Origin of the sequence: Variovorax humicola, assembly GCF_037889915.1 — a bacterium.
In the GTDB taxonomy this organism is placed as follows: Bacteria; Pseudomonadota; Gammaproteobacteria; order Burkholderiales; family Burkholderiaceae_C; genus Variovorax; species Variovorax humicola.
The window spans coordinates 172,139-190,412 of the sequence record NZ_JBBKZV010000002.1; the positions used below are offsets into that span (position 1 = coordinate 172,139).

Sequence of the window (18,274 nt, forward strand, 5' to 3'; positions counted from 1 at the left end):
AAAAGGCGGCTGGCCGCTGACTGGGGCCATCCGCGCAGGCCAGGGATTTTAGTCGAGCACAGAGAGATAATTGACAGTTATGAGCATTACCTACAACGACGCCGCCGGCATCGCAGCCATGCGAGTCGCGTGCCGCCTTGCCTCCGAGGTGCTGGACTACCTCACGCCGCTGATCAAGCCCGGAATCACCACCAACGACATCGACCGCTGGGCAGCCGAATACATGGTGAAGCAAGGCACCACCTCGGCCACGGTCGGCTACATGGGCGCGAGCAGCACGCCGTACCCGAAATCGCTGTGCACCTCGGTCAACCACGTGGTGTGCCACGGCATTCCCAACGACAAGCCGCTCAAGAAGGGCGACATCGTGAACGTCGATGTCACGGTCATCAAGGATGGCTGGTTCGGCGACAACAGCCGCATGTTCATCGTCGGCGACGCCTCGATCGCGGCCAAGCGGCTGTGCGCAGTCACCTTCGAGGCGATGTGGCACGGCATCCTGCAAGTCAAGCCGGGTGCCCGCCTCGGCGACGTGGGCCATGCGATCCAGAAGTTCGCGGAAGGCAACGGCTACTCGGTGGTGCGCGAGTTCTGCGGGCACGGCGTTGGCCGGCACTTCCATGAAGAGCCGCAGGTCCTGCACTATGGCCGGCCCGGCACCATGGAAGAGCTCAAGCCCGGCATGATCTTCACGATCGAACCGATGATCAACGCCGGCAAACGCGACATCAAGGAAGACGCCAAGGGCGGGCAATACGACGGCTGGACCATCGTCACGCGCGACCATTCGCTCTCGGCGCAGTGGGAACACTCGGTGCTGGTCACCGAAACGGGCTATGAGGTGTTGACCTTGTCGGCCGGCAGCCCGCCGCTGCCATCGTTCGTGAAAGCCACAGCCACTTGATCGAAACCGCCGCGGTAGACGTGCCGATGTTGCGCGAGGCCTATCGCGCGCACAAGCGAGCACTGTTCGACACACTGCGATTTGCACGTGCCCCCACGCGCAGCGTCCATACCGTGCTGCGCCAGTTGTCGGCGCTGGCCGACGAGACCTTGCGCGCCCTCTGGAACGACGCCGACTTCGGCAACCAGTTGGCGCTGGTGGCGGTGGGTGGCTTCGGACGGGGCGAACTGTTCCCCTACTCCGACGTCGACGTGCTGCTGTTGTTGCCCGAACCGCACGAGGGCGAAGTCGCGCCGGGGCGCCTGGAGGCTTTCATCAGCCGTTGCTGGGACGCAGGCCTCGAGATCGGCTCCAGCGTGCGCACGCTCGGCGAATGCCTCGCGGAAAGCGTCAGGGACGTGACGGTGCAAACCTCGCTGCTCGAATCGCGTGTGGTCGCGGGCGACAAGAAGCTGTATGCGGCCTTCCGCAAGGAATTCCAGGCCGCCATCGATCCGCAGGCCTTCTTCATCGCGAAGTCGCAGGAGATGCGGCATCGCCACCAGAAGTTCGACAACACGCCCTACGCGCTGGAGCCGAACTGCAAGGAGTCGCCGGGCGGCCTGCGCGACCTGCAATGCATTCTGTGGATGACCAAGGCGGCAGGCTTTGGCCAGCGTTGGGACGACCTCGCGAGGAACGGCCTGGCCACCGCCTTCGAGGTGCGGCAGATCAAGCGCAACGAGGCCCTGCTGAGCCTCGTTCGCGCGCGCCTGCACGTGATTGCCAACCGGCGCGAAGACCGCCTGGTGTTCGACATGCAAACCGCCGTGGCGGCCACCTTCGGCTACGAAGGCGAATCGCAGCGCAAGGCCAGCGAAGCCCTGATGCGGCGCTACTACTGGGCGGCCAAGGCCGTGACCCAGCTCAACCACATCCTGCTGCTGAACATCTCGGAGCGGCTGCAACCGCTTGGCGAAGAACTGGTGCGCATCAACGATCGCTTCTTCGAGAAGGCCGGCCTGATCGAGGTGGCGAGCGACGACCTGTACGTGCGCGACCCGCACGCCATCCTCGAGACCTTCCTGCTCTACCAGAAGACCATCGGCGTGAAGGGCCTGTCGGCGCGCACGCTGCGTGCGCTCTACAACGCCAGGCATGTGATGGACAGCAAGTTCCGCAACGACCGCGTGAACCACATCACCTTCATGCGCATGCTGCTGGAGCCGCGCGGCATCACGCACGCCTTCCGGCTGATGAACGAGACCTCGGTGCTCGGGCGCTACCTGCGCGCCTTCCGCAGCATCGTCGGGCAGATGCAGCACGACCTGTTCCACGTGTACACGGTGGACCAGCACATCCTGATGGTGCTGCGCAATATCCGGCGTTTCTTCATCGCCGAGCATGCGCACGAATACCCGTTCTGCTCGCAGCTGGCGGCTGGCTGGAACAAGCCGTGGATCCTGTATGTGGCGGCGCTGTTCCACGACATTGCCAAGGGTCGAGGCGGTGACCACTCGCGGCTCGGCGCGCTCGACGTGCGGCGCTTCTGCGCCCGGCACGAGATCGAGCGCGAAGATGCCAGGCTCATCGAATTCCTCGTGGGCGAGCACCTGACCATGAGCACGGTCGCGCAGAAGCAGGACCTGAGCGACCCCGAGGTCATCAGCGCGTTCGCGAAGAAAGTCGGCAGCGAGCGGTATCTCACCGCCTTGTACCTGCTGACGATCGCGGACATCCGCGGCACTTCGCCACGCGTCTGGAATGCATGGAAGGGCAAGCTGCTGGAAGACCTCTACCGGGTCACGTTGCGCGCCCTTGGCGGCCATATGCCGGATGCGGGTGCCGAAATCGAGGCGCGCAAGCACGACGCACTGGTCGAACTGGCGCTCTACGCGCAGCCGGCCGATGCGCACAAGGCCCTGTGGGAGACGCTCGACATCGGCTATTTCATGCGCCACGATGCGGGCGAGATCGCGTGGCATGCGAAGCAGTTGTCGCGCCGCGTGCCGATGGCCGGCGTGCCGATCGACCCGCATGCGGCGGCCGTGGTGCGCGCACGCCTTTCACCGGTGGGCGAGGGCCTCCAGGTCGTTGTGTACACGCCCGACCAGATGGACCTTTTCGCGCGCATTTGCGGCTACTTCGAGCAGGCATCGTTCAGCATCCTGGATGCAAAGGTGCACACCACCACCAACGGCTATGCGCTGGACACCTTCCAGGTGGTTGCCACCTTCATTCCCGAGCACTACCGCGACCTGATCAGCCTGGTCGAATCCGGGCTCAGCAAGACGCTGGACGAAGCCGGCGCTCTTCCCCCGCCGGGCAAGGGCCGCGTGTCGCGCCGGGTGCGCAGCTTCCCGATCAAGCCGCGCATCAGCCTGTTGCCCGATGAGAAGGCGCAGCGCTGGCTGCTCAACATCTCGGCCAGCGACCGCGCCGGCTTGCTGTATTCGGTGGCGCGCGTGCTCGCTCGGCATCACCTCAACCTGCAGCTCGCCAAGGTCACGACGCTGGGTGAAAGGGTGGAAGACACCTTCCTCATCAGCGGGCCGGAGCTGCAGGGGCAACGGGCGCAGTTGGCGATCGAGACGGAGTTGCTCGAAGCGTTGGCATCCTGACCGCATGGCCGCCGCGCCTCATCACCGCGCGCGGGGCTTCCAGAACAACTACGTCGAGTTCGAACCGCGGTCGCTCGCCGACGTCTTGCGTTGGCGCATGGCAGCGGCGCGCGAGGGCCTTCCGCGGCCCCCGACCGCGCCGATTCCACAGGTGCCGCCGATGCTCGACTTCCTGCGTACGAATGCGCGCGGTCCGGCGCAGCAGCCGGCGGTCACCTGGATCGGCCACTCCACCGTGCTGGCGCAGATGGGCGGCGTCTCGCTGCTCACCGACCCGGTGTTTTCGGATCGCGCCTCTCCGTTCGGCTTTGCCGGGCCCAAGCGCCGCCAGCCGCCGGCCGTGGCGCTGGTGGACCTTCCCCACATCGACCTGGTGGTGGTGTCGCACAACCACTACGACCACCTCGACCGCCCGAGCGTGGAGGCGCTTCGGCGGCAACCCGGCGGTTCGCCCCTGTTCGTGGTGCCATTGGGGCTTGCGGCATGGTTCACCGGCCTCCGCCTGAGGAACGTCGTCGAACTGGACTGGTGGCAGAGCCATCCCCTGGCAGTGCCCGGACGTGCGGATGTCGAGGTAATGCTGGTCCCCGCGCAACACTGGTCGGCGCGCGGCATGCGCGATCGAATGCTGACCTTGTGGGGCGGGTTCGCGGTCCTGGCGCCGGACTGTCATCTGTTTTTTGCAGGCGACACCGGCTATTCGCGCGATTTCATGGACATCCGCGAGCGCCTCGCAAGCCGGCAGACCGCGGCGCTGGGAGGTGGTTTCGACATCGCGCTGCTGCCGATCGGCGCCTACGCGCCGCGCTGGTTCATGTCGGCGCAGCACATCGACGTGGCCGAAGCCGTGAAGATCCATCTGGACCTCGACGCCAAGCGATCACTCGGCATCCATTGGGGCACGTTCGAGTTGACCGACGAGCCGTTGGACGAACCGCCACGAAAGCTCGCCACCGAACGCGAGGCGCGGCGAATCAGCGACGATGCGTTCTTCACGCTTGCGATCGGCGAAACCCACCGGCTGCCGCCTCGCACGTAGTTCCTGTTACCGCGCCTGAGTGCCCAACCTGCGCTCAAGCCAGGCGCTGTAGCGCGACAGCCCGAAGCACATCACCCAATACACCAGCGCCAGGAACAGGTAGCCCTCGAGGTAGAACGGCCGCCAGGTCGGGTCGCCGCCCAGCGCCAGGCCCAGCGCGCCGGTCAGTTCGAACAGGCCAACCACCGTCACCAGCGATGTGTCCTTCAGCGTGCCGACGACGTTGTTGGTCAGCGCCGGCACGACAAGCCGCAAGGCTTGCGGCAGGATGATGTCGCGCTGCACCGGCCAGCGGCCGAATCCGAGTGCCATGGCCACCTCGGTCTGGCCGCGCGGCACGGCCTGCAGCCCGCCGCGGATGATCTCGGCCAGGTAGGCCGCCACGAACAGGCTGAGCCCGGCCAGTACGCGCACCAGCACATCCGGTTGCCAGCCTGCCGGCCAGAGCAACGGCAACAGGAACGACGCCATGAACAGCACCGAAATCAACGGCACGCCGCGCACCAGTTCGATGTACGTCGCACTCAGCGTGCGCGCCGCCGGCCACAGCGAGCGCCGTCCCAGCGCGAGCAGCAAGGCCAGCGGAAACGCCAACGCCAGCCCCACGACGGCCAAGCCGATGGTCAGCGGCAAGCCGCCCCATTGGCTCGTCGGCACCAGCGCCAGGCTAAACACGCCGCCGCGCATCAGCACGACGAACACGGCCAGCGCCATCATCCACAGGGGCAGCAACCACCACCGCCAGAAGCGGGGCCAGGCGCTCAGTAGCGTCACGGCCGACAATACGGTCACGGCGACGGCCGGACGCCATTGGTCCGCGTAAGGATAGCGACCGAAGAGCATCGGCCGCCACTTCTCCGCGACGACGCCCCAGCACGCACCCTGCGCGGCACGGCATGCATCGGCATCGGGACGAAGGACAGCATGCCGCACGGCCCAATCGAACAGATGCACGCCGGCCCATGCGAACAACGCCAGCAGCAGCAAGGTCGCGACGGCACGCAACGGCGAACCGAACAGCTCGGTGCGCACGCCTGCGCCGGCGCCGGCGTTCATTGCCACCCTCGCAATGCCACGCGCGCGTTGTAGCGATTCATCAGCGCGGAGATCAGCAACGACAGCGCGAGGTACACGGCCATGATCACCGCAATGCATTCGAACGCCCGGCCGGTCGAGTTGAGCGAGGTGTTGGCGATCGAAACCAGTTCCGGATAGCCGACCGCGACCGCAAGCGAAGAATTCTTCGTCAGGCTCAGCAACTGGTTGGTCAGGGAAGGCACGATCACGCGCAGCGCCTGCGGAAGCACCACGATGCGCAGTTGCTGCCCCGGCGTGAGGCCAAGCGCCTGCGCTGCGAGCTTTTGGCCAGCCGACACCGACCCAATGCCCGCGCGCACGATCTCCGCAATGAAGGCCGCGTTGTAGAGCGCGAGCGCCAGCACCACCGCCAGGAATTCGGGACTCAGCGCCGCGCCGCCGGTGACGCTGAAGCTCCCGTGCTCGGGCCATTCGAGATGGCTGGGCCAAAGAGTGCCCGGCTCGCTCACCGGCCAAGGCATCGCCAGTCCGCCCTTGCTGAGCCAGACACCGGGCACCAGTTCGATGGCCTCGGTCGAGTCGGGCAACAGTTGCGTAATCGCAAAGTACAGCATCAGCAGTTGCAGCAGCAACGGCACGTTGCGAATCGTCTGCACATAGATTGCGCACAGCCAACGAACCAGCATGTGCGGCGCCAGCCGGCCGATGCCCAGCAACGTGCCGAGCACCACGGAGATCGCCGCCGCGAGCACCGATGCACGCACCGTGTTGATCAGGCCTGCGAGGAATGCGCGCCACAGCGGCTGGCTGCCCTCGAAGTCGAGCCAGCCCTCGGCCACTTCGAAGCGGGCCGGATCCATCAGGAAATCGAAGCCGGAACGCACACCCCGCGCACGCAGCGTTTCGAGCGCATGGTGAACGAGCCAGAACGCGCCGCCCACCACGGCGATCACCAGCAACGCTTGCAGCGCCCAGGCCAGCCAAACTGCGCGCCGGGTTCCCGGCGCTGCGCGAGTCATTTCACCGGCAACGCGTAGAGCAGGCCGCCCTTGTTCCACAAATTGTTGGCACCGCGTGGCAACTTCAGCACCGACTTCGGCCCGACGTTGCGCTCGAAGATCTCGCCGTAGTTGCCCACGGCCTTGATCGCACGGTACGACCAGTCCTTGTCCAGGCCAAGCAGCTTGCCGAGGTCGTCGCCGCTGCCGACCAGGCGTTGTTGTGCCGGGTCCGTGCTGGTGGCCTTGAGCGCATCGATGTTCTCCTGCGTGATGCCGGCCTCTTCCGCTTCGATCAGCGCATTCGGCACCCACTTGACGATGGCAAACCATTCGTCGTCGCCGCGCCGGACGGCAGGCGCGAGCGGCTCCTTCGAGATCAGCTCCGGCAGGATGACGTAGTCGTCAGGGTTCGTCGCTTCCTTGTTTCGCAGGCCCGCCAGCGCCGACGTGTCGGTGGTGAAGGCCTGGCAACGACCCGCGAAGAAGGCCTTGAAAGAGGCTTCGAAGCTCTCGAACACCACCGTCTTCACCGCAATGCCGTTGGCCTTGGACCAGTCGGCCACGTTCTTCTCGTTGGTGGTGCCGGACTGCGTGCAGATGGTCGCGCCCTTGAGTTGCTTGGCGCTGGTCACCTTGATCTTCTTCGGCACCAGGAAGCCCTGGCCGTCGTAGTAGTTGATGGTGGTGAAGTTGAAGCCCAGCGAAGCGTCGCGCGTCAGGTTCCAGGTGGTGTTGCGCGCAAGAATGTCGACTTCGCCGGCCTGCAATGCGGCGAAGCGCTGCTGCGAGTTCAGCGGCACGAAGTCCACCTTCTTCGCATCGCCGAGCACCGCCGCGGCAATGGCTCGGCATGTGTCCACGTCGAGGCCCGACCAGTTGCCCTGCGTGTCCGGCGCCGAGAAGCCGGCCACGCCATTGGTCACGCCGCACTTGACTGTGCCGCGTTGCTTGACGGCGTCGAGCGTCTTGCCGGCGAAGGCCGGAGTGGCGGCAACGAGCGCGAAGGTCGCCGCAACAGCGGAAACAGCGGCAAGGGCGGGTCGAAAACGATGGGTCATATTGGTTCCTCGGGTGTCAGCAGCGGGCAGTTTACGGGGATGCCCCTTGTCGCTGCAAAGGAGAGAATTGAACACCCCCGATGCGCCTGCGGCGCCTCCCCCTCAAGGGGGCGATACCAGCGGCCCGGCAAAGCCGGATCCGCGGTATCCCTGGTATCCGGCGGCGCCAGTTTCATGCGGCGTGGATCACGCGATAGCGTGGTGGAAAACTGAAATGAAACACCCCCGAAGCGCCTGCGGCGCCTCTCCCTCAAGGGCCTCAAGCGGGCGCACCCGGCGGCCCGGCAAAGCCGGTTCCGCGATATCCCTGGCTTTTGACGGCGCCGGTTTCATTCGTCGCGGGTGCCCACGAACAGACTTCGCCGTGCTCGTCCTGGTTTCATGCGTCGCGCAAGACGCTCGGCGTCATGGAGAACTGACATGACAGACAATCGCAGCCCATCTTCAATCCAAGTCAAGAGGTTTCCCCGCATGATCCGTTCCGATGACACTGGCAAGCTGATTCTCCGCCTGGTTTTGGGCGTGCTGATTCTGCTGCACGGTATATCCAAGCTCAGTACCGGCGTCGGCTTTGTCTCCAACATGCTCGCCGCGCACGGTTGGCCTACCGCGCTGGCCTATCTGGTGTATGTCGGCGAGATCGTTGCGCCGGTGCTGCTCATCGTCGGCATCTATACCCGGCCAGCCGCATGGATCACCGTGATCAACATGCTGGTCGCCATTTCGCTGGTCCACATCAAGGACATCCAGTCTTTCGGCAAGAGTGGCGGCTGGGCGCTGGAACTCCAGGGCATGTACCTGTTCACCGCGCTTGCCGTGGCATTCCTTGGCGCAGGCCGGTTCAGCGTTGGCGGGACCAGCGGCAGGTACAACTGAGGCACGTCACTTCAGTGCGCCATGACACCCAGCGTCTTGCGCGACGCATGAACCCGGGACGAGCACGGCGAAGTCTGTTCGTGGGCACCCGCGGAACCGGCTTTGCCGGGCCGCTGGGTGCGCTCCCCTGGAGGGGGAAGCGCCGCAGGCGCTTCGGGGGGGTGTTTTATCCTAGTCGTCCTGCACTGCATCGAGGCCCGGGAACAAGACCTCGGTGAAACCGAAGCGCGAGAAATCCCGCACGCGCATCGGGTATAGCTTGCCCAGCAGGTGGTCGACTTCATGTTGCACCACGCGCGCATGGAAGCCGCTCACGGTGCGGTCGATGGCGTCACCGTACGGGTCGAAGCCGGTGTAGCGGATGTTCGCGAAGCGCGGCACCACGCCGCGCAGGCCGGGCACCGAAAGGCAGCCCTCCCAACCCTCTTCCTCTTCATCACCGATGGGCGTGACGACGGGGTTGAGCAACACCGTGCGCGGCACCAGCGGTGCATCCGGATAACGGGGGTTGACGACGTCGGTGCCAAAGATCACGAGTTGCTGGTCGACGCCGATCTGAGGGGCAGCGAGGCCGGCGCCGTTCACCGCTTGCATGGTCTCGAACATGTCGCGCACGAGCAAGTGCAAAGCATCGGTGTCGAATGCGGCCACGGGTTGCGCGACGCGCAACAAGCGCGGGTCGCCCATCTTCAGGATCTCGCGAATGGTCATGGGGCATTATCGCGAGCGTTACTTCAGCACGTCAGGGGCCGGTGGGGCCCGGGGCGCCTGGCGGACCCTGGATGACTCTCTCGCCGCCTGTCCTCCAATCCGGCCTTCCTGGTGCGCCTGCACCCGGTGCAGCCTGACGAGGCCCGGAACCCTGGCGCTGTTCATAGCCAGGACGGGGCCCGTGGGCCGGACCCGGCCCGTACGCCTCCGGTCGCCCATAGTAGCCAGGATGGCCGTAATAGCCGGGGCGACCGTAATAACCATTGCCGCCCCAATACCCGCCGACGCCAATGCCCACCGACACCGGCGGTGCAACGACGACCGGACCAGGGTCCGCGTAGTAGGGTTGCGCATAGCCCTGGTTACCGTAGTAGTAGCCTGGCGCGACGCATCCTGTCACCGCGGTCACGGCGCCGACCGCGGCCAGCACACTGAGCAAACGAAATCTGGTCATGGCAAATGCCTCCTGGTTACCTTGAACAACGGCCCACCGCGATGCGTGTTGACCGCAGCAGGACGACCCGAGGTAAACCCAAGGTAAACCTCAAGCCGGCTTTTCCAACATTTCGAGCATTGTTGCCTCGTCGATCACTTCGACGCCGAGTTCGCGCGCCTTATCGAGCTTGCTGCCCGCTTCGGCCCCTGCAACGACAAATGTCGTCTTCTTGCTCACGGAGCTTGAAACCTTGGCACCGGCTGCTTCCAACTTGTCCTTTGCTTCGTCGCGGCCCAGCGTAGGAAGAGTGCCGGTGATGACGAAGGTCTTGCCCGCGAGCGGCTTGGGCGTGCGCGCCGCGGGCTCGCCCTCTTCCCAATGCACGCCGCAGGCGCGAAGTTGCTCGACGACTTCGCGGTTGTGCGGCTGGTCGAAGAAGGTGCGCAGGCTCTGCGCGACGACCGGGCCTACATCGTTGACTTCCAGCAGTTGCTCTTCGCTCGCATCCAGGATGGCGTCGAGCTTCCCGAAGTGCTTTGCCAGGTCCTTGGCCGTGCTCTCGCCAACGTGCCGGATGCCGAGGCCGAACAGGAAGCGCGGCAACGTCGTCTTCTTCGATTTTTCGAGCGCTGCCACGATGTTCTGCGCCGACTTCTCTGCCATGCGATCGAGCCCGACCAACGTCACGAAGCCGAGCTTGTAGAGATCGGGCAAGGTGCGGATCAGGTTGGCGTCGACGAGTTGTTCGACCAGCTTGTCGCCGAGCCCTTCGACCTCCACCGCGCGGCGCGCCGCGAAATGCAGGATCGCCTCCTTGCGCTGTGCGCCGCAGAACAACCCGCCGGTGCAGCGATAGTCGGCCTCGCCCTCCTCGCGCACCGCGTCGGAGCCGCAGACCGGGCATTTGTGCGGCATCGTGAAGACCGGGCCGCGCTGGTCGGCCGGCTTGGCGATGCTTTCGGGCACGACGCCGACGACCTCCGGAATCACATCGCCGGCACGCCGCACGATGACCGTGTCGCCTACGCGCACGTCCTTGCGCCGTGCTTCGTCTTCGTTGTGCAGGGTGGCATTGGTGACCGTGACGCCGCCGACGAACACCGGCGCAAGCTTGGCTACCGGGGTGAGCTTGCCGGTACGGCCGACCTGGATGTCGATGGCCAGCACTTCGGTGAGTTGCTCCTGCGCCGGGTACTTGTGCGCCACCGCCCAGCGCGGCTCGCGCGACACGAAGCCGAGTTGCCGCTGCAGCGCCAGGCTGTCGACCTTGTAGACCACGCCATCGATGTCATAAGGCAAGCCGTCGCGCGCCCGGCCCATCGCCTCGTGGAACGCCACCAGCGCCGGAGCGCCCAAGGCCCGTTGCGTCTGCGTCGCGACCGGAAAACCCCATGACGAAAACTGCTTCAACCAATCGAATTGCGTCGCGCAATCTGGACCGCCTTGCTCGGCCGGCGTGACTTCGCCCAGCCCGTAGGCGAAGAAGCTCAACGGTCGGGCCGCCGCAATCGCCGGGTCGAGCTGACGCACTGCGCCGGCCGCTGCATTGCGCGGATTGACGAACACCTTCTCGTTCTTCTGCCCGGCTGCGATTTTCTCGCGCTGGCGCTCGTTCAGCGCCTCGAAGTGGTCGCGGCGCATGTAGACCTCGCCGCGCACTTCCACCACGGGCGGCGCCTTGCCGCTGAGCCGCAAGGGAATCTGCTGGATGGTGCGGATGTTCTGCGTGACGTCTTCGCCCACTTCGCCGTCGCCGCGCGTGGCGGCCTGCACCAGCACACCGTCTTCGTAGCGCAGGTTCATCGCCAGGCCGTCGAACTTGAGTTCGCAAACGTACTCGATGGGCGGCGCATCCTCCGCCAGGCCAAGTTCGCGACGCACGCGCGCGTCGAAGGCGCTGGCGCCGCTGGCGGTGATGTCAGTTTCGGTGCGGATCGACAGCATCGGCACCTTGTGCCGCACCTTGACGAAACCGTCGAGCACCTTGCCGCCCACGCGCAAGGTGGGTGAATCGGGCATGCGCAATTCGGGATGGTCGGCTTCGATCGCTTGCAGCCGCCGGAACAGCTTGTCGTACTCGGCGTCCGGCAGCTCGGGTGCGTCGAGCACGTAGTAAAGGTGCGCGTGGTGGCGCAGTTGTTCGCTCAATGCAGCGGCTTCGCGTGCCGCCTGCTCCCGCGTCGTCATCTGTGGATCCTGGAACGGCCAGTGGCCGGTGTGTCATGGGGTCGCCCGTGGCCAGGAGTCGGCGCGCGGGCGGGTCGGGTCAATGATAGGTCAGCGCTGCGGGCGAATCTTGTAGATCGCGTTGTTGCCGTTGGCGCTCATGTAGATGGTGCCGTCGCGGCCGACCGCGACGCCGGTCACGACGTAGGGCGGCGGCATGCCGGGGCCGCCGGCAATACCGATGGGCAGGTTCTCCGCGACAACGCGGCGCTTGCCATCGGCCGGGTCGATCTCCACCAGGCGGCGTGCTGCCGCCTCGGCCACGATAAAGGTGCCCCACGGCGTCTGCGACAGCCCCTCGGGCAAAGCCAGCCCTTCGGCCACCGCACGCAATGGCGCGCTGGCATCGAGCGGCACACGCGTGAGTTTGCCGGCAGCCTCGGTGACATACAGCGCGCCGTCCTGGCCCATCACCATTTGCACCGGACCTCCCAGCCCGCTGATCAGCACCGTCTTCCTCGCGAAGTCCTTGCCGCTGGCACGCGTGATGGAGCCGGTGGCGATCTCGGCATAGATCACGCTGCCATCGGCCATCGGGATGGCGTCGTAGGGTGCCTTCAGGCCGTGGATGATGTAGTCGGTCTTGAACGTCTGACGGTCTACCAGTTGTACCGTGCCGGTGAACCACGATGCCAGCGCAATCTGCTTCGTGGACAGTCCCACGGAGAAGGGATAGTCCAGCTCCGGCTCGCGCTGCATGCGAAACACGTCGCGCACTGCGCCCGAACGCACGTCGACCTGGCGAAAGCCGAAGATGTCGGCCACCCAGAGGGTGTCGCCATCGATCTTCATGCCCGCGGGCACGGCGACCTTGCCGCTGGTGAGTGTGCGCAGATCACCGGTGGCGGGGTTGAAAGCCTGCACCGAGTTGTTGGCCATGTTCGACACATAGATGGTGCCGTCCGGCGCGATCGCGAGGTTGTCGAGAGAAGCTTCGAGTTGCTTGGCGACCGTCTTGCGACCTGTCGCCAGATCGACCCGGACCAATTCGCCCGAGCGCGTATCCACCACCCAGAGGTTGCCCTTGCCGTCCAGGTTGGCCGCCGCCGGGATTTTGAATCCGTCGGCGATCACGGTCATGTTGCCGTTGGCCGGATCGATCCTGACCACCTGCCCCTTGAACCACAGAGGCCCGTAGAGCATGCCGTCGGGTCCGACCTCGAATCCATTGAAGCCGCCCATGTCTTTCTTGATGAGCCGCGGCGGCGCCTTGCCGGCACGATCGATTTCCCACAGCGCATCGCCGAGGAACACCTGCGATGCATAGAGCTTGCCGTTGCGGCGGTCGAAATCGAGCGAATTGAGGCCCGGGAGGTCCTTGGCCAGCACCTCCATCGGCGCGCCGTCGCTCTCGCGGTAGCGCAGCACGCCCATCAGGTAGTTGGTCCACGCCATCTCGCCGCGCGGACCAATGGCGATGTCGTCGGCCTGCCCTTCAGGCGAAGGAACGAAGACCTTTGCGGTCCCCGTGAGGCGATCGACTTCCCACATCGAATTGCCGACCACGGACCCTGCCAGCAGACGGCCCTTCTGGTCGACTGCAAGGCCATGCACGCCAGAGAAGGCTGAAGGCAGGACAAGGACCTCTGGCGCGGCCCAGGCCGCCGGCCGCGTCGGCGGCGCGGTGGACGCGGCGGACGGAGTGAACGGGGTGGTCGGGGCGGAGGTACATGCGCCCAGGAGGGTGAGCGTCGCGGCACACAGGGCGGCAGGCAAGGTGAATCGCTTCAAGTGAGTCTCCTTTCGCCGCGACAGGCGCGCGGCAATCAGCTGAACAGGCGCCGTGCCAGCGACGAGCCGGCTGAGAGGTCGCGGGAATCGAGCGTGTCGTAGAGCTGCTGGAGGTCGGCGCCGATCACGTCCATGACCTCGTCGCGCAGCAGTTGGCCGTCGCCGTCGGTCACCACCCCATCCATTTCGGCCGCCAGGGCCGCAGCCACTTCGCGCATGCGCTCGAACGGGCGCTCGCTGCGATCGACCTGCGGCACGTCCAGGCTCAACGTCAGCTCGCGGATGGCCGATTGCGCCGGGTCATCGGCCAGCGCGGCCTGCGTATCGAACGAGAGGCCGAGGATCGGCGGCATGCCGGGTTCGCTCGTCGGCAGGACCATGCGGCCAGGAATCATGCCCGCGACGAAGCCGTGCCGTGCCGCGCTCTGCTGCACATAGCCGGGGCTCCATGCCGCATGCAGGGCGCGCAGCACGAAGCCGAGTTGGGCATCGTGCGCACTGGCGAACTGGTCGAGTTCGCGGCCGCGCGCCACTTCGTCGAGCATCTCGGGAAACTCGGGCGCTCCGTTGACCATGTCGGCAAAGGCCTGCGCCTTGACCACGAATTCGGAGTACTCGATTTCGTTGAGCGCGCCGGTCCGGTTGGCCAACTGCACACCCACCTGGAACGCCCCGTAGCGCTGACCGGGCACCGGCTGCTCCCAGTTGGCCGTGTGTTCGTTGAGGCCTTCGATTGCCACCGGCTTGCTGCCGGCGCGTCGCGTCGCCGGCATTGCCGCCAGTGCCGCATCGCCCGAGGCCAGTCCGTCGAGCGATACCGGTGCGATCACGTCGATCAGCGGATCGAGGCCGCCCCGTTTGTCGGCAGCGGAGAGGGTCGAGCCGCTTGGCGCAGGCAGGTCCGGGTCGAACAGGGGCTCGTGCCGCTCGCTGCCTGGCTGGTGATGCGCATCGAGATGCAGCACCGGCTCCGTGCCGAAGGCCGACGATGACGCGGCTTCGAGCGGCGCCGGTTGCGATGCCGCATCGGGCTGCCTGGGCGCATTGCGGCGCGACATCCAGGCGTTGTAGCCAATCACTGCGGCCAGCACGAGGCCGCCAAGGATGGCAAGGGCAACCGTCAGATTGCTCATGCCGCTTCAGCCATCGATTTCGCGGCCTCCATGTCGACTGCGACGATGCGCGAAACGCCCTGCTCCTGCATCGTCACGCCGATGAGTTGCTCGGCCATTTCCATGGCGATCTTGTTGTGGCTGATGAAGAGGAATTGGGTTTCGCGGCTCATGGCGGTAACGAGTTTGGCATAGCGCTCGGTGTTGGCGTCGTCCAGCGGCGCGTCCACTTCGTCGAGCAGGCAGAACGGTGCGGGGTTCAGCTGGAAGATCGCGAACACCAGCGCGATGGCCGTGAGCGCTTTCTCGCCGCCCGAGAGCAGATGGATGGTCTGGTTCTTCTTGCCGGGCGGCTGGGCCATCACCTGCACGCCGGAGTCGAGTATCTCGTCGCCCGTCATCATGAGCCGGGCGGTGCCGCCGCCGAACAGCTCGGGGAACATGCGGCCGAAATGGTCGTTGACGATCTTGAAGGTGCCGCCCAGCAGTTCGCGAGTTTCGCCGTCGATCTTGCGGATGGCGTCCTCGAGCGTGCCGATGGCCTCGTTCAGGTCGGCCGATTGCGCGTCGAGGAAGGTCTTGCGTTCGCTGGCAAGGGCCAGTTCGTCGAGCGCCGCGAGGTTCACTGCACCGAGCGCCGCAACTTCACGATGCAGCCGGTCGATTTCACCTTGCAGGCCGGTGAGGCGCACCTTGTCGGTTTCGATCGACAGGGCCACCGCTTCGATGTCGGCCTGCGCGTCGATCAGCAACTGGGCGTATTGCTCGAAGCCGAGGCGCGCGGCCTGTTCCTTGAGCTGGAATTCGGTGATGCGGCTGCGCAGCGGCTCCAGCTCGCGTTCGAGCTGCAGGCGGCGTTCGTCGCTGGCGCGCAGTTTGATCGTGAGGTCGTCGTACTGGCTGCGCATGGCCCCCAATGAAGCTTCGCGTTCGAGCTTGAGCGCCAGTGCGTCCTGCAGGCCGGCTTGCGCCGCCGCGTCGGAAAGCCGGGTCAGTTCTCCCTGAGCACGCTCCTGTTCCTCGGCCAGCGCGACCGATTGCTGCGTGGCGGTTTCGATCGCGCGGTTCAATTCGCCGCGACGCGCTTCCAGCGTGCGCTGCGAGAACGTCGCTTCCTGTGCCTGGCGTTCCAGGCTGCGATGCTGCTCGCGGCTGGCTGCGAGCAGGCGCGCGGCTTCGATGACGCGCTCGTCCAGCTGTGCGTGGCGCTCCTGGCTGTCCGCCAGCTGCATGTCGAGTTCTTCGAATCGCGCCTCGGCGGCGACACGGCGCTCGTGCAGTTCTTCAAGCTGCGCATCGACTTCGCCAAGGTCGGTAGCGAGTTGCTGGCTGCGGGCTCGGGTCTGCTCGGCCAGTTGGGTCAGTCGCAGCGTTTCGACCTGCAGTTCATGCGTACGCGATCGGGTCTCGGCCGCTTCACGGCGGGCAGTGACCAGGCGCGACGCGGCATCGCCGTAGGCGGCCTCGGCGCGCACCAATGCGGTTCGGGCCTCGTCGCTGATGAGTGCCTGCGCACGAATCTGGCGTTCCAGGCTTTCCATTTCCTGCTGGCGAGCCAACAGGCCGGCCTGCTCGGAGTCTTGCGCATAGAAGCTCACGCCGTGTGCGGACACCGCATGGCCGCTTTTCACGTAGATCACCTCGCCGGCCTTCAGGCGATTACGTTGCGCCAGGGCTTCATCGAGGTTCTCCGCGGTGAAGCAATCGTGCAGCCAGTCGACCAGCAAGGCCTGCAAGCCGGCATCGTTCAGCCGCAACAGGTCGGACAGGCGCGGCAGTTCCGATGGGGCCGCCGCAACGCCCGCGCTCGGCGGGCTGTAGAAGGCCAGCTTGGCCGGCGGCGCGTCGTTGCTGAAGGCGCGCACCATGTCGAGGCGGCTGACCTCCAGCGCGCCCATGCGTTCGCGCAGCGCTGATTCGAGTGCGCTTTCCCAACCCTGCTCGATGTGGATACGGCTCCACAGGCCCTGCAGGCCGTCGAGGCCGTGCTTGGCGAGCCAGGGCGCGAGCTTTCCATCGGTCTTGACCTTTTCCTGCAGCGCCTTGAGCGCTTCCAGGCGGGCGGAGAGCTCGGTGAGCCGGCCGCCCTCGGCGTTGACGGCCTGCTGGCGCGTTCGGCGGTCGTCGTCGAGTTGCGGTACCGCTTCCTGCAAATCGTGCAGCCGGCCCTCGGCTTCGCTCGCGGCTTCCTGGCCCGCGGCCAACTGCTCGCGCAACGCGGCGAGGCGTGCTTCGTCGGGCGCATCGAGCGAGCGCTGGTCGTTGCGCAGGCGTTCTGCGCGCTGCTGCAACTGGCGCGTCTGCTCTTCGATGTTGCGCTGGTCGGCGGCCAGCACCTGGATCTGCTGCTGCACCTGCACGACGCTCCCGCGCTGTGCGTTGGCCTGGTCCTGCGCGCGTTGCTGGGCCTCTTCCAGCTCCGGCATGCGCGCGTCGTGCTCCTCGAGCTGCGCAGCCAGCAAGACGGCCTGTTCTTCGGCATCGATACCCTGCCCCGCCAGCGTTTCGATTTCGGCTTCGGCGTCTTCGCGGCGCGTGCCCCATTGCCCGATCTGCTCGCGCAACTGCACCAGGCGCTGTTCGACGCGTGCCCGGCCTTCGACCACGAAGCGGATTTCGCCTTCGAGCCGGCCCACTTCCGCACTGGCTTCGTAGAGCTTGCCCTGGGCCTGGTTGACCTGGTCGCCGGCCGCATAGTGGGCCTGACGCACGGTTTCGAGTTCGGACTCGATGCGGCGCAGATCGGCCGTGCGGCTCTCGAGATCATTGATCGCCTTCTCGGCCTCGGCCTTGACCTTGGCCTGGTCGCCTTCGCTTTCGGTGCGCTTCAGCAACCAGAGTTGGTGCTGCTTGCGCGTGGCGTCGCCGTTCAGCGCGTTGTAGCGCGCTGCGACTTCGGCCTGCTTCTCGAGGCGTTCGAGGTTGGTGTTGAGCTCGCGCAGGATGTCTTCCACGCGCGTGAGGTTTTCACGGGTGTCGCCAAGGCGGCTCTCGGTCTCGCGGCGGCGCTCCTTGTACTTGGAAACACCTGCCGCCTCTTCGAGGAACAGGCGCAGTTCTTCTGGCTTGGATTCGATGATGCGGCTGATCGTGCCCTGCCCGATGATGGCGTAGGCACGCGGTCCGAGGCCGGTGCCGAGGAACACGTCCTGCACGTCGCGGCGGCGCACCGGTTGGTTGTTGATGTAGTAGCTGGAGGTGCCGTCGCGCGTGAGCACGCGCTTGACCGCGATTTCGGTGAACTGGCTCCACTGGCCGCCGGCGCGATGATCGGCGTTGTCGAACACAAGTTCGACGCTGGAACGGCTGGCTTGCTTGCGGGTGGTCGTGCCGTTGAAGATCACGTCCTGCATCGATTCGCCGCGCAGTTCGGATGCACGCGATTCGCCGAGCACCCAGCGCACGGCGTCCATGATGTTCGACTTGCCGCAGCCATTGGGCCCGACCACGCCGACCAGTTGGCCCGGCAGCATGAAGTTGGTGGGTTCGGCGAAGGACTTGAAGCCGGAAAGTTTGATGGAATTGAGGCGCACGACGAGTCG

Annotated in this window: 13 protein-coding genes; 4 read left to right on the forward strand and 9 right to left on the reverse strand. The window is 65.9% G+C overall.

The annotated features are described in order from the left end of the window. The first annotated feature begins 79 nt into the window (after nucleotides 1-79). From map to WKW80_RS04575, 3 genes are read left to right on the forward strand one after another with little or no spacing between them, the layout of a single operon-like run. A complete protein-coding gene (gene map, locus WKW80_RS04565; RefSeq protein WP_340362361.1) occupies nucleotides 80-904 on the forward strand; it encodes a type I methionyl aminopeptidase in 825 nt (274 codons plus the stop codon). Continuing rightward, a complete protein-coding gene (locus WKW80_RS04570; protein WP_340362362.1) occupies nucleotides 901-3,504 on the forward strand; it encodes a [protein-PII] uridylyltransferase in 2,604 nt (867 codons plus the stop codon). The genes map and WKW80_RS04570 overlap by 4 nt, the downstream gene beginning before the upstream one ends. A 4-nt stretch (nucleotides 3,505-3,508) precedes the next feature. Then, complete coding sequence (locus tag WKW80_RS04575; RefSeq protein WP_340362363.1) at nucleotides 3,509-4,543, forward strand: MBL fold metallo-hydrolase; 1,035 nt, start codon at nucleotides 3,509-3,511, stop codon at nucleotides 4,541-4,543. 6 nt (nucleotides 4,544-4,549) lie between these two features. Here WKW80_RS04575 and WKW80_RS04580 read toward each other — a convergent pair whose 3' ends face one another. The 3 genes from WKW80_RS04580 to WKW80_RS04590 are packed head-to-tail and all read right to left on the reverse strand — an operon-like array spanning nucleotide 4,550 to nucleotide 7,640. Beyond that, complete coding sequence (locus tag WKW80_RS04580) at nucleotides 4,550-5,599, reverse strand: amino acid ABC transporter permease (protein ID WP_340362364.1); 1,050 nt, start codon at nucleotides 5,597-5,599, stop codon at nucleotides 4,550-4,552. Continuing rightward, on the reverse strand, nucleotides 5,596-6,600 hold the full coding sequence (locus WKW80_RS04585) for an ABC transporter permease subunit (RefSeq protein ID WP_340362365.1): 1,005 nt from the start codon (nucleotides 6,598-6,600) through the stop codon (nucleotides 5,596-5,598). Before WKW80_RS04585 ends, WKW80_RS04580 begins: the two co-directional genes overlap by 4 nt. Then, on the reverse strand, nucleotides 6,597-7,640 hold the full coding sequence (locus tag WKW80_RS04590; RefSeq protein WP_340362366.1) for an amino acid ABC transporter substrate-binding protein: 1,044 nt from the start codon (nucleotides 7,638-7,640) through the stop codon (nucleotides 6,597-6,599). The genes WKW80_RS04585 and WKW80_RS04590 overlap by 4 nt, the downstream gene beginning before the upstream one ends. 471 nt (nucleotides 7,641-8,111) lie before the next feature. Between WKW80_RS04590 and WKW80_RS04595 the strand changes: the two genes are divergently transcribed. Continuing rightward, entirely contained in the window at nucleotides 8,112-8,516 is a 405-nt protein-coding gene (locus tag WKW80_RS04595) for a DoxX family protein (RefSeq protein WP_340362367.1), read from the forward strand. 171 nt (nucleotides 8,517-8,687) lie between these two features. Here WKW80_RS04595 and def read toward each other — a convergent pair whose 3' ends face one another. The 6 genes from def to smc form a co-directional block, all read right to left on the reverse strand. Continuing rightward, nucleotides 8,688-9,227 carry a peptide deformylase gene (gene def / locus WKW80_RS04600; protein ID WP_340362368.1) on the reverse strand — a complete coding sequence of 180 codons (540 nt, stop codon included), beginning with the start codon at nucleotides 9,225-9,227 and terminating at the stop codon, nucleotides 8,688-8,690. Nucleotides 9,228-9,258: 31 nt separating this feature from the next. Then, nucleotides 9,259-9,681 carry a hypothetical protein gene (locus tag WKW80_RS04605; RefSeq protein ID WP_340362369.1) on the reverse strand — a complete coding sequence of 141 codons (423 nt, stop codon included), beginning with the start codon at nucleotides 9,679-9,681 and terminating at the stop codon, nucleotides 9,259-9,261. A 90-nt stretch (nucleotides 9,682-9,771) separates the two neighbouring features. Next, on the reverse strand, nucleotides 9,772-11,850 hold the full coding sequence (gene ligA, locus WKW80_RS04610) for an NAD-dependent DNA ligase LigA (protein ID WP_340362370.1): 2,079 nt from the start codon (nucleotides 11,848-11,850) through the stop codon (nucleotides 9,772-9,774). 90 nt (nucleotides 11,851-11,940) lie between these two features. Continuing rightward, nucleotides 11,941-13,620: a hypothetical protein gene (locus WKW80_RS04615; RefSeq protein WP_340362371.1), complete on the reverse strand. Its 1,680-nt coding sequence runs from the start codon at nucleotides 13,618-13,620 to the stop codon at nucleotides 11,941-11,943. Between the two features lie 35 nt (nucleotides 13,621-13,655). Then, entirely contained in the window at nucleotides 13,656-14,753 is a 1,098-nt protein-coding gene (locus tag WKW80_RS04620; RefSeq protein ID WP_340362372.1) for a cell division protein ZipA C-terminal FtsZ-binding domain-containing protein, read from the reverse strand. Further along, the gene (gene smc, locus WKW80_RS04625; protein ID WP_340362373.1) at nucleotides 14,750-18,265 is read right to left on the reverse strand and encodes a chromosome segregation protein SMC; all 3,516 of its coding nucleotides are present in this window, start codon (nucleotides 18,263-18,265) and stop codon (nucleotides 14,750-14,752) included. The genes WKW80_RS04620 and smc overlap by 4 nt, the downstream gene beginning before the upstream one ends. Nucleotides 18,266-18,274: the final 9 nt, after the last annotated feature.